General features: G+C 38.9%; 8 protein-coding genes. 5 read left to right on the top strand and 3 right to left on the bottom strand.

Annotated elements, in window-relative coordinates; translation table 11 throughout:
• Positions 1-388: 388 nt before the first annotated feature.
• Entirely contained in the window at positions 389-1,588 is a 1,200-nt protein-coding gene (locus L1999_RS07025; RefSeq protein ID WP_235742891.1) for an MFS transporter, read from the bottom strand.
• Between the two features lie 62 nt (positions 1,589-1,650).
• On the bottom strand, positions 1,651-2,565 hold the full coding sequence (locus L1999_RS07020) for a DMT family transporter (RefSeq protein WP_235742890.1): 915 nt from the start codon (positions 2,563-2,565) through the stop codon (positions 1,651-1,653).
• A gap of 212 nt (positions 2,566-2,777) precedes the next feature.
• Here L1999_RS07020 and L1999_RS07015 point away from each other — a divergent pair, with 212 nt between their 5' ends.
• From L1999_RS07015 to L1999_RS06995, 5 genes are all read left to right on the top strand, one after another.
• On the top strand, positions 2,778-3,794 hold the full coding sequence (locus L1999_RS07015) for an AraC family transcriptional regulator (protein WP_235742889.1): 1,017 nt from the start codon (positions 2,778-2,780) through the stop codon (positions 3,792-3,794).
• 191 nt (positions 3,795-3,985) lie between these two features.
• Positions 3,986-5,239, top strand: coding sequence for a C4-dicarboxylate transporter DctA (dctA, locus tag L1999_RS07010; protein ID WP_235742888.1), 1,254 nt, complete (start codon positions 3,986-3,988; stop codon positions 5,237-5,239).
• A gap of 112 nt (positions 5,240-5,351) precedes the next feature.
• On the top strand, positions 5,352-6,026 hold the full coding sequence (locus L1999_RS07005) for a response regulator (protein WP_235742887.1): 675 nt from the start codon (positions 5,352-5,354) through the stop codon (positions 6,024-6,026).
• 30 nt (positions 6,027-6,056) lie between these two features.
• The gene (dcuS, locus tag L1999_RS07000) at positions 6,057-7,646 is read left to right on the top strand and encodes a DcuS/MalK family sensor histidine kinase (protein ID WP_235742886.1); all 1,590 of its coding nucleotides are present in this window, start codon (positions 6,057-6,059) and stop codon (positions 7,644-7,646) included.
• Positions 7,647-7,733: 87 nt separating this feature from the next.
• On the top strand, positions 7,734-9,131 hold the full coding sequence (locus L1999_RS06995; RefSeq protein ID WP_430540024.1) for an NAD-dependent malic enzyme: 1,398 nt from the start codon (positions 7,734-7,736) through the stop codon (positions 9,129-9,131).
• 99 nt (positions 9,132-9,230) lie between these two features.
• Here the strand turns inward: L1999_RS06995 and L1999_RS06990 are convergent, their stop codons facing one another.
• Positions 9,231-12,053 (bottom strand): alpha-L-rhamnosidase, encoded by a 2,823-nt coding sequence (locus L1999_RS06990; RefSeq protein ID WP_235742884.1) that lies wholly within the window; start codon positions 12,051-12,053, stop codon positions 9,231-9,233.
• Positions 12,054-12,188 lie beyond the last annotated feature (135 nt).

Genomic DNA, 12,188 nt, shown 5'->3' with positions numbered 1-12,188 from the left:
TCCTATAACTTAATTCGACCAATTTATTGTCCTTATTTGCATTTGACCTCTCATTTTTTTTTTATAAAAAAGGCTCTGTTATTATTCATTGTTATTTTCGTGTAGATTTGAGAATTCATAAGCGGAGAATTTCCGGCTAAAGTATATGCTTGAAGCTTAAGAACCAGATATAAGCGGAGATATTCCGATTAACTGCTCTAATAAGACAAAATCCAAAGATTTGGATAATATAAACGGAAAAACTTCCTCTTTTTTAAGTAAATATGGGTATTTGCCAATTTAAACGGAATTTTTCCGTTTATTTTTCAAACACAGTGAAATAAATCAACAATCAGTTACAACAGAGCCATAAAAAAACACCACAGAATCAGTCTGTGATGTTAAATGATTAACTTTTATATTTTAGCTGGTGGATTCCCCAAACAAAGAACCCTAATACAATCATCATTCCTCCTGTTAAGCACACGCCCTGCCACTGCCAAAGGTTCCAAGCATAACTGCCAAGTGAGGAACCTAGCGAACCGCCAAGGAAATAGGTAACCATAAATACGGTATTTAAACGGCTTCTAGCCTCTGGAACTAAACTATAGATTCTTGTTTGGTTGGAGATTTGTGCTCCCTGCACACCTAAATCCAATAGAATAACGCCAACAATTATTCCCCAGACAGCAGAACCTAAAAATCCAAAGAAAAGGTAGGATAACAATGTAATGATAATGAACATACCAACCAATGACTTAGGGCTAAACCGATCCGCTAAACGTCCTACAAGGGGCGCTGCTCCAGCACCGACAACACCAACCAACCCAAATAAACCAGTCACTTCACTTCCAAAGTTAAACGGTGCTCCCTCTAAATAAAAGGCAAGCGAAGTCCAGAATACACTAAAACTTCCAAATAACAAGGCTCCAACTAAGGACGCTTCTCTTAAGGTTGGCTGAGTTACAATTAATTCACCGATGGATTTTAGAACTTGGCGATAGGTCAAGTTTGCTTCGGGATAACTTTTAGGCAAGAAATGTTTTAGAATGAGCGCTAATGCTAACATTAATACCGCAGCAACCCAATACATCATGCGCCAGCCAAAGCTTCCTCCAATAAAACCGGCTACTGTTCGTGCGAGAAGAATACCAAAAAGTAACCCGCTCATCACACTACCAATTACTTTTCCTCTTTCCTCCGGCTCCGCCATTTGAGCTGCGAGTGGAATAATTACCTGAGGAACAACTGTAGTGATTCCAACAGCCAGACTAGCCACATATATCCAAAGGAGAGTTTGTGCTGCAGCGACACCAACGAGAGAAATGGTTACAGCAGCCAGTAAAATGGTTATAAGCCGACGGCGTTCTCTCATATCTCCCAAAGGCACAAACAAAAACATCCCTATTGCATACCCAATTTGAGTAAACATTGAAATATTGCCAACTTGATGTGAACTGGCATGGAATGTCCGTCCCATGTCAGCTAAAAGCGGTTGATTATAGTAAAGGTTTGCAACAGCAAGACCGCATGTGATTGACATCAGTAAGACGAGCCGCTTTGTAAGGATCTTCCCTTTTGCTATATCCTCTGTTACATTGTTTATCATTTCGTAATTCTCCCTATCCTTAAGACTAATAAAAAAAGTCTTCCCTAAAGTAGGAGGACTCTTTACATTGCCGCTTTATTTGACCCTGCAGAAACGACCGTTTTAACCGATGGCATATTCGCTATAAATACGCCGAGTAATACCAAGATACCGCCAAAGATTTGATTAAGCGAGATATGATTGCCTAAAATAAAATGGGAAGCAAGAATGGCGACAAATGGCTGGATATTCATGAACATCGACGCTGTACCTGCACCAACTTTCGCTACCCCTTTATTCCACCAAAAACCGGCTACTCCTTGAGCGATAATCCCAGCACAAGCTAACAATATCCACATAAAGAGAGAATGACTGATAACAGAACCGCTCACCAAATTCTCAACTCCAGCTGCTGGAATCATCAATACACTTCCTAGTACAGTCGAATAAACAGTAATAATAAAGGTGTCCATAGTTTTCGCTAAACCTCGGATAAATAGGATACTAATCGAGAGGCAAAGCATGGCGATTAGTATGTTAAAATCTCCCCACGAGATTCCTAAAGCGCCATTTGCAATGCCAATAATGGAAAAAACACCGATTAAACTAATAAGGGCTCCTGCAGATTTTTTTATTGTAAATTTGACCTTAAAAATAATCCGTTCCAACAAAATAGTTGCTATGGGTGCCAAGGCTATAATTAAAGAGGCGTTAGCTGGTGTTGTATGGTGGAGACCCGTAAAGTAGAAAGTTTGATTTAACAAAGTTCCAAAGATCCCGACACCAATGAGGAATTTCCACTCTGAAATGGTTGGACGTTTCATCCCCTTATGTATCAAGGCACAGATAATCAAGAAAAGTGAAGTAGAGCAAATTCGAACAGTTGATAAGAAAACAGGTGAGAATCCTTGCAGCAAATAGGAACTGACTGGATAATTACAACCCCACAATACAGACACCAAAAAGAGACTAATAAAAGCTTTTATGGTACTAGACATTTAAATGAACAACCCCTCTAGGATGTTATTATTGGAAACTTTTAATAGTATAGCATTTTATTTCGCATAGCTAAAGATTATAAAACAATATTTTATAGTGTTAAATGGTTTAGACCTCCGTACTTACAGTCATCCCTTACTTTATAAAAAAATAAGAAATTGATAAACTATATTTATAAGAATTTGATAATCAACAAAGGAGGGTGATGAACATGGATACAAATAGTATCGAGAAACAATTGAGGGAGATGAATGTCTTTGAAAAAAAGTATTCAGGCACACCTGAAAACCCTAGACAGTACTCCCGCTTGGAAGACTCAGAACTTACTTTTTCGAAAGATGTTCAAGCACCCGACATTGTACCATTAGAATATTTTTTTAAACCTGAGCAAAATGTTGTTTTTCTAAAACACCCTCGTTTTATCAATTTCACCGAACATAGACATTCTTTTATTGAAATGAATTATGTTTACTCAGGTACTTGTACACAGTATATAAATGGCAAAGAGGTAATTCTCAAAGAAGGGGACCTCTGTTTACTTGATACAAATGTTCTGCACGGAATTGAAAGCGCCTCCGAGAATGATATTATTATTAACATTATGATTCGAACTAGTTATTTTGATTCAGCACTGCTTCAAAGGCTGTCAGGAAATGATTTATTAACCGATTTTTTCGTGAATGCCATATACCAACAAAAGCAAAATAGCCGGTATATCATATTTCCTAAAGGATCTAACAATCGACTTAAAGAAATCATTATCCAAGCATTGGGAGAATTCTTTCATCCACAGCTTTGCTCAAATGAGGCGATCAATTCTTATATGCTGTTAATTTTTACAGAGCTTTTAAGGATTTATAATAGCTATTCGAAAGACAAAGAAGAACCAACCTTTAAGAAAGCGATTATCTCGGAGATTCTAAGTTTTATGGAACAAAATTATCAGACAATGACCCTAGAACAAACGGCTGAGAGGTTCCACTTTCATCCGAATCATCTAACTAGATTACTAAAAACCAATTTAGGCAAAACATTTATTGAATTATCCCATCAATTAAAAATAAAAAATGCCTGTACCCTGCTTGAGAATACCGATTTAACCATTGACCAAATCGCTAACAAAGTCGGATATACCAATATTACGTTTTTCTATAAATCATTTAAAAAAACTCATGGCACTACTCCCGCCGAATATCGCAAAAAGAACCACGAACGGCCTACTCCTTAGTAGACTTTCGTGGTTTTTTGTTACGAATTATTTTGTGACCAATTTGTGACCAAAATCACCAAAAAGAACGATATAACCAAAACATTGTCAGACTATTCGCTAAAATATATACTCTCAATAGAGTTTACAACATCTTGGTTTGACTTAATTTGTAAGTGTTTACATTTTAGTGAAATAAGGGGGATTGGGTAATGAAAATCAGTTTTAAAAGTCTTACAACACAGGTTTTAATCGCAATAGTTCTTGGTATTATTTTTGGTGCCATATTTCCAAAAGCAGGTGCTGATTTAAAAGTTTTATCAGATATCTTTGTCAAAATGATTAAAATGGTAATTGCACCAATCATCTTCTTAACGATTGTCGTCGGAATTGCTGGAATGGGAGATATGAAAAAAGTCGGCCGAATCGGTGGAAAAGCATTACTATACTTTGAAATCGTTTCCACCATTTCCTTGGCGATTGGGATACTCTTTGCTACTATTTTTAAACCCGGTTCAGGTGTAAATGCTCACAGTGCAAAAGGGGACATTACCCAATTCACGAAACAAGCAGCCGAAGGAAGCCATAGTTTCATGGATTTTATCATGGGAATCATTCCTGATAACTTTTTGGGGGCAATGGTAAACGGGCAGCTGTTACCGATTCTCTTTTTAGCTGTTTTATTCGGAATTGCTTTATCTGGCCTCGGTGAACATGGAAAGGTCGTCCTTAACCTCTTCGAGAAATTGTCGGATACTTTCTTCCGGATTGTAAATCTTATTATGTACTATTCACCAATTGCAGCCTTTGGTGCGATTTCCTATACAATTGGCGAATTCGGTATTGGTTCCCTCGTGTCTCTTGGAAAATTGTTCGGGTTAACTGTTTTAGCGATGGTAGTGTTTATTGTTGTGGTGTTAGGCAGTATTGCTAAGTTCTACCGATTTAATATTTTTCAATTTATAAAATATATAAAAGATGAAATCTTCTTGGTCCTAGGGACATCATCATCAGAATCCGCTCTTCCTAAAATGGTGGAGAAGCTGGAAAATTACGGCTGCTCCAAGTCGGTTGTTGGCCTAGTTGTTCCTACTGGATACTCTTTTAATTTAGATGGAACATCAATCTATCTTTCTATGGCTGCTCTATTTATTGCTCAGGCATTTGGGGTTCATTTAAGCTTTGGTCAGGAAGTCACACTACTTGGTGTTTTAATGCTTACTTCAAAAGGTGCTGCTGGTGTAACAGGTTCCGGTTTTGTCACCTTAGCAGCAACCCTGGCTGCATTCCCAAGCGTGCCTGTTGAAGGTATTGCCCTTCTTCTAGGGGTTGACCGCTTTATGTCAACTGCTCGTGCTTTAACAAATCTAATTGGCAACGGGGTTGCCACAGTGGTTGTATCGAAAATGGAAAACGAATTCGATGAGAATGTTACAGACAAGCAGTCTATTAGTCAAACAGCCTAACCTCCCACAAAACTAGATAAACGTCCTCAGCCACGAAAATCGTGGCTGTTTCTTTGAGGATAGGAAAAAAAGTAGGTTATAATGGGAGAAAAGATATCAAAGGAGAAAAGTCATGGAGCCAATCAAAGTCTTGATTGTCGAGGATGATCCGATGGTCATGGAGATTAATGCTCAATTCGTTTCCAAGCTTCCTGGCTTTAAGTTAGCTGGAAAAGCTTTCACTGGTAAAGAGGCCATTTACTGCATCAACAAAGAAAAGCCAAATCTCGTTTTACTAGATTTCTTTTTACCAGACACAAATGGACTTACTTTGTTACAAACCATTAGAAATAACCATTATCCTTTAGACGTCATACTCTTAACAGCCAATCGCGCTCCACAACATATCCAGGAGATTTTCCGGGCAGGCGTTGTGGATTATATTGTCAAACCATTCCGATTTGACCGTTTTCAAACAGCCCTTGAGCAATATCGTCAAACATTTAAAAAATACAAGGAAAATAAGCCCTTTGAACAAGCAGATTTGGATGCATTAATGGGAGTTAAACTCACAGGAGACGAGTCTGAATATTTGCCAAAAGGGTTGAATGACAGAACCCTCCAGCAAATAGTACAATTTTTAAAAAGACAAGCTGAACCTCTTTCATCTGAAGATGTTGCCGCAGGAATTGGCTTAGCTCGTGTTACTGTTCGCCGTTATTTGGATTATCTAGAGAAAAAAGGTCAGATTGTAATGGAAATTCAATATGGTTCCGTTGGCCGTCCAATGAATAAGTACAGGTTATAGCCTTTAAATAAAAAGAAAAGAGGTGCTCCTGTGCGAAATAAAAGACCTAGGTTCCGTCTTCAAACGACTATCACGATTTTAGTCTGCGGGGTTGTGGCTCTAGCTTTATTTGTCACCGATTTACTTATAAGTAATGAAATTGGGCAATCAACTGAAAAAAATCAAACAGAAAAAGCAATGAATATTGCAAGAATGATTGCTCATTCTCCCCTTGTATTGGAAGCGCTGCAACAAAAAAAGGATGAGCCTGCTATTCAAAAATATTCAAACGAAATGGTAAAAATCACGAACGTCGAATTTATTGTTGTTATGGATATGAATGGGATTCGGAAATCTCATCCTAGCCCAGATAAAATTGGTCAACGATTTGTTGGTGGTGATGAAGGCCCTGTTCTCCATGGTCATGAGAAGACCTCCATTGCCAAAGGAACATTAGGGTATTCTTTAAGAGCCTTTACTCCAGTATTCTCAGACAGTGGAAAACAAATCGGCGCTGTTGCAGTGGGGATTTCTCTCAACAAGGTCAAACAGGATGTTAAAAACAGCAAAAAAATCATTTATCTTGCTGTTATTTTCGGCGTTATAATAGGAGTAATAGGCGCTATTATTCTAGCAAAAAAAATAAAGAAAAGTATGTTTGGTCTTGAACCGTTTGAAATAGGAAAATTACTTGAAGAGCGAAGTGCCATGCTTCAATCTACTAAAGAAGGAATTCTAGCTGTTGACCAAGAGGCCCGTATAACCTTGATTAATAATGAAGCGCTTCGTTTATTTGAAGAAGCGGGAATCAAAGACAATCCGGTTGGCCGCTTAGTTGATCAATACCTGCCTCAACTTCAATTGAAAAATGTCTTGGAGACAGGAAAACCAAGGCTAAACCTAGAAATTGATTTATCAGGTATTACTCTTTTTGCAAACCAATTACCTATTTTTGTTGGTAATCAGATGGTTGGTGCCATTACTACTTTTCGAAATAAAACCGAAATTAATAAGCTAGCAGAGGAACTAACTGGGATTAAACTCTATGCGGAAGCCTTAAGGGCCCAGTCCCATGAATTTATGAACAAGCTTCACGTTGTTTTAGGATTAGTTCACCTCCAGCAATATGGAAAACTTGCCGATTATATTGATCAGATCTCCGATCATCTTCAAAATGAAGTCGGTTATATTGTCAATAAATTAAAGGATCCCGCTCTAGCAGGGTTCATTCTTGGAAAAATGAGCTATGCGAGAGAAATGGGCGCAGATCTTATTTTTTCAGTTGAAGATATTTTACCAGAACCTTTTTTGCCTGGAATCACTCATGAATTAATCACGATTATCGGAAATTTAACTGATAATGCTTTAGAGTCTCTTTCAGGACAAGAGAATAAAAAGGTATTCATCCACTTTGACTATTACGATCATGAGCTTTTAATTGAAGTAGCCGATACTGGCCCTGGAATAGACAAGGATATGGTTGAACAGGTATTCTTGAAAGGGTTTTCTACAAAAGGGAATGATCGAGGGATTGGATTATCTCTAGTTAAATCCAGCTTAGAAAAGCTAAACGGCCAAATCGAACTGTCAACAGAGGCTGGTAAAGGAACGAGATTTACTGTTACTCTCCCCTACAACTAAGGGGAGAACTAACGATTATATAAAACATATGGATTTAGGGAGTGGGTTAATTTGTCAATCGGAACAGGTACGAGTACACACATTATTATGCGCTTACAATTGGATGTTGAAGTTTTTTCGTTCGCTGAGATTGCTAGCTGTATCAGTAATGCAGGCGGCGATATCATTGGGGTCGATGTGATTTCATCGAATAAAACACATACGATTCGCGACATAACTGTCAATGTCCATGGACTAAAACATAGCCAGCTTCTTGGAGAATTGATTGCCAAGCTTAAAGGCGTCAAGGTAATTCAAATCTCCGATCGTACCTTCCTCATGCATCTAGGCGGAAAAATTGAGACAGCGCTTAAAACTAGGATTAAAAATCGTGAAGATTTGGCAAGGGTCTATACTCCAGGCGTCGCTAATGTCTGCACCGCAATAGCAGAGGAACCAGAGAAAGCCTACTCATTAACAATCAAGCGGAATACCATTGCGGTCATTTCAGATGGTACGGCCGTCCTTGGTCTCGGTAATATTGGACCAGCTGCAGCCATGCCAGTAATGGAAGGAAAGTCCATGCTTTTTAAACAATTAGCAAATGTTGACTCCTTTCCAATCTGCCTTGATACAGAAGATACGGAAGAAATAATCCGTACCATTAAAACGATTGCGCCTGCTTTTGGAGGAATCAATTTAGAGGATATTTCAGCACCAAGGTGTTTCGAAATAGAAGAAAGATTAAAGAAAGAGCTTGATATCCCCGTTTTTCATGATGATCAGCATGGAACAGCAGTTGTTCTACTTGCCGGGCTGTTAAATGCGCTAAGAATCACTAACAAAAATATTGCAGATATCAAAGTCGTCTTCACCGGAATTGGAGCAGCTGGAATTGCCTGCACAAAAATCCTCCTGTCCGCAGGGGTTCGCAATATAATTGGTGTGGACAGAAATGGTGCTATTCACCGTGATGTTCATTATGACAATAAGTATTGGAACCACTACGCCGAGATAACCAATCCGGATAATCTTAAAGGCTCATTATCCGAAGTTATTGAAGGAGCTGACGTATTTATCGGTGTATCAGCACCTGGAATCTTAACGGTGGAAGATATTAAAAACATGGCAAAGGATCCAATCGTGTTCGCCATGGCAAACCCAGAACCTGAAATCGATCCTGAAATAGCGGAACCCTACGTAAGGGTCTTAGCTACTGGCCGATCTGATTATCCAAATCAAATCAATAATGTTCTTTGTTTCCCAGGAATTTTCCGCGGTGCCCTCGATTGTCGAGCTAGTGAAATTAATGAAGCTATGAAGGTCGCTGCCGCTAAAGCCATTGCTTCTGTTGTGACCGACGAAGAACTGAGTGAATCGTATATTATTCCAAGTGTTTTTAATGAAAGAGTAGTAGAAAAAGTTCGTTCCGCTGTTGTCAAAGCCGCGCATGAAACAGGTGTTGCACGGAAAGAGCTTCGTGCAGCAAATTTAGTCAACGGTTAAGCCATAAATAACCTATTAATCTATAGTAGAGTTAAGGGACCACCTATGATAAAGGCGGTCCCTTTTGCTTTCCACTATACATGGTTCCAAGTTTTAACTCTAACCGTTTATTTTACAAAATTCATTTAATTGGTATTCAATATTAATTTTTCCGGAAGGTGCAGTGAATTCAACTCTTCTTTCCTTTTCATCATATTGATAATTTGAATATTCCATCTCGGTCACATATTCATTTAGTTCCTGAAGGCAGCCGGGCTCTACATTTGTTAGTGAAATAACAGCAATTGTATTAGCTGGTACCAAGACCTGTAGGATCAGTTTCTTTTCTTCTTGTATCTCCCATTTCACCTTAATATCACCATAAATGGATTCAAATTGCGTTTCCGCATATGTTAATCGCTCATAATAATGCGGCTCGACCTTAAACTTGCTGTATCCAGGTTCAATTGGTGTTAATCCGCCAATATGGCGAACAAGCCAATCCCCTATGCAGCCGAATGCATAGTGATTAAATGAAAAAGCACCAACTGTACCATCCGGTTTAATCGCTTCCCATGATTCCCAAATGGTTGTTGCACCATTCTTTACTTCATATAGCCATGAAGGGCAGTTTGTTTGGAAGAGAAGCTTATAGGCGATTTCCTCGTAGCCGTTCTCACATAAGACATCCATAATAAAAGGAACAGATAAAAATCCTGTATCGATTTTATAATCATTTTTCTCGATTAACTCTACTAATCTTTCCACCGCTTTTTTCTTTTGCTCTTCTGAAAGTAGGTTAAAAGCAAGAGCAATTGTGTACACGCCCTGGTAATCAGCTGTCATCTGTACTGACTCGTTTACATAGGCCATTTCAAAGGCTTCCTTCACCTTACCATGAAGGGTATCGTAATAATCAGCCTTGTCTTGTTTTTCAAGAGTTTTGGCAATTTGGGCTAATAATCCAGCAGAATAAGCATAGTACGCAGTTGCAATCGGCTCCTTCGTCGCCATGGCAGAAGCGATTGGACCTTGTGGGTTCTCACCGAGCATAAAACTCGGAATCATCCAGTCGCCAAAGTGGAATTTCGTATCCCATAAATATCTCTCATAATCATTTTTAACATTTTCTTTATTTTGCGCCGCACTTTTTTGTACATAACCGAGCCATTTTTCCATTTCCGGGAAGCATTGTTCCAGGATTCTTCTATCTCCATACCTCTGATAAAGTACCCATGGAACAATAAGGATGGCATCCCCCCAGCCTGCTGAAGAAATAGTTCCTGTAAATTTCTTATCTTTCCAAATATCCGTTGGTGCGGGGCAGTAATTAAGAATTTCTCCTTCTTCTGTTTGCTCCAGCTGCAAATTCCACAGCCATCTTGTTAAAAAGGCTTGAACATCCATATTAAAGGCAGCAGTCGGAGCAAATACCTGGATGTCACCGGTCCAGCCCGCTCTTTCTCGTTGCGGGCAGTCTGTCGGAATGGATAACATGTTACCTTTTTGGCTCCATTGGATATTTTCCCAGAGTCGATTAATCTCTGGATCAGATGTTGTGAACTGACCTGTGAACTTCATATCTGAATATAAAACAATTGCTGTTATATCCTCTGGTTGAAGTACAGAATGGTAGCCTGAGAGACGAACATAACGGAAACCATGAAAAGTGAATGTTGGTTCGAAAACTTCTCCATTTTCACCGCTTGTTACATAATAATCGGTTTGTTCCTTATTCCTTCCTACTATATTATTAAAAAACTCTCCATTTTCATTTAAGACTTCACTATGTTCAAATTTAAGCTCCTGTCCGCCTGGACCATGTACATGGAGCCGGATTCGTCCGGCAATAACTTGGCCAAAGTCGATAATATAAGCCTGGGTCTGATCCCGCCAAATATTAATCGGGGATAGAGATTCAACCGGTTTTACCAATTCACCATATTGGGCTCGTAAGTTATTAAACTTATTATCAACGACTGTAACGAGTGCCCATTCATCGGATAACTCATCATATCCAGGCTGGTCCCATCCGATCTTTTCAAGATTTTTATTCTGTTTTTCGCCAATAAAAATATCACTGTAAACATAGTGACTATTTGATGATACAAAGGAATCGTCTGTTGCAATGATTTGTTTTGTTTGATCTGTATAAGTGATTTCTAATTGTGCAAGCAGTCCTAGTCTGTTACCGAATTGTGCACTGCCTCCCGGGACGCTTATTCTGCCTGCATACCAGCCATCTGCAAGAATGACGCCTAATACATTTTCGCCTTCGCGAAAAAAGGGCAAAACATCGTAAGTCTGGTACTGCAAGTAGTTGGAATAGGATGTATAATCAGGTGTGAATTCTGCATCGGTAATTTTTTGACCATTAATTCTTGCATGATAAAGTCCATGAGCTGTAATGTAAAGGCGGGCCTTCGCTATTTTCTTTTGCTGTATCTTGAATGATTTACGAACCAATTTAGGCGGATGCAATCTCTGTTCCGATGAAGGCTGGTCCGCCTTCTTCTTATTAATGAACATGTCCTCTAAGGTAAGTTCCGGTTCTTCGGTTACATTTTCTTGCTGTGGCTCAATCCATTTCGCAATCCATTCACTCTCGTGTAAAAGCCCCATTTCCCATTGACCTTCATTGCTCCAAGCCGATTCCTCGCCATTAGAACACCAAACACGGACTTGCCAGGTGTAGATGGCTTTACTCTTCAATAGGGGACCTTCGTATGGGATGTTCACTGAAACTTGTGAATGTACTTTATTAGAATCCCAAATCAACCTTTTAATCTCCGAGGATTCTTTTTCAAACACATTAATTTGATAGGAAGACTGGAAAACTCCTTTATTTTCACTTTCTAGTATCCAGCTGAACCGTGGTTGTAAGATGTCCGTTCCAAACAGACTTTCTTGACTTTCGATTGTTAATTTGATGACCTGTACCAAGTTATTTCCTCCTTAAATTCCGTCGATTTCTCATGTTGTTAACAATTAGAGGTGTTAAGAATAATTCAAAAAGAATCGTTACTGCTGCGATGATCATTAAGGTAATACTCATCTGAAACCTCCCACAAATATGGA

The sequence above is a fragment of the Neobacillus drentensis genome (genome assembly GCF_021560175.1).
Taxonomy (GTDB): domain Bacteria; phylum Bacillota; class Bacilli; order Bacillales; family Cytobacillaceae; genus Neobacillus; species Neobacillus drentensis_A.
Note: the sequence above shows the minus strand (reverse complement) of the source record. Positions and strands in the feature narration are given on the sequence as shown.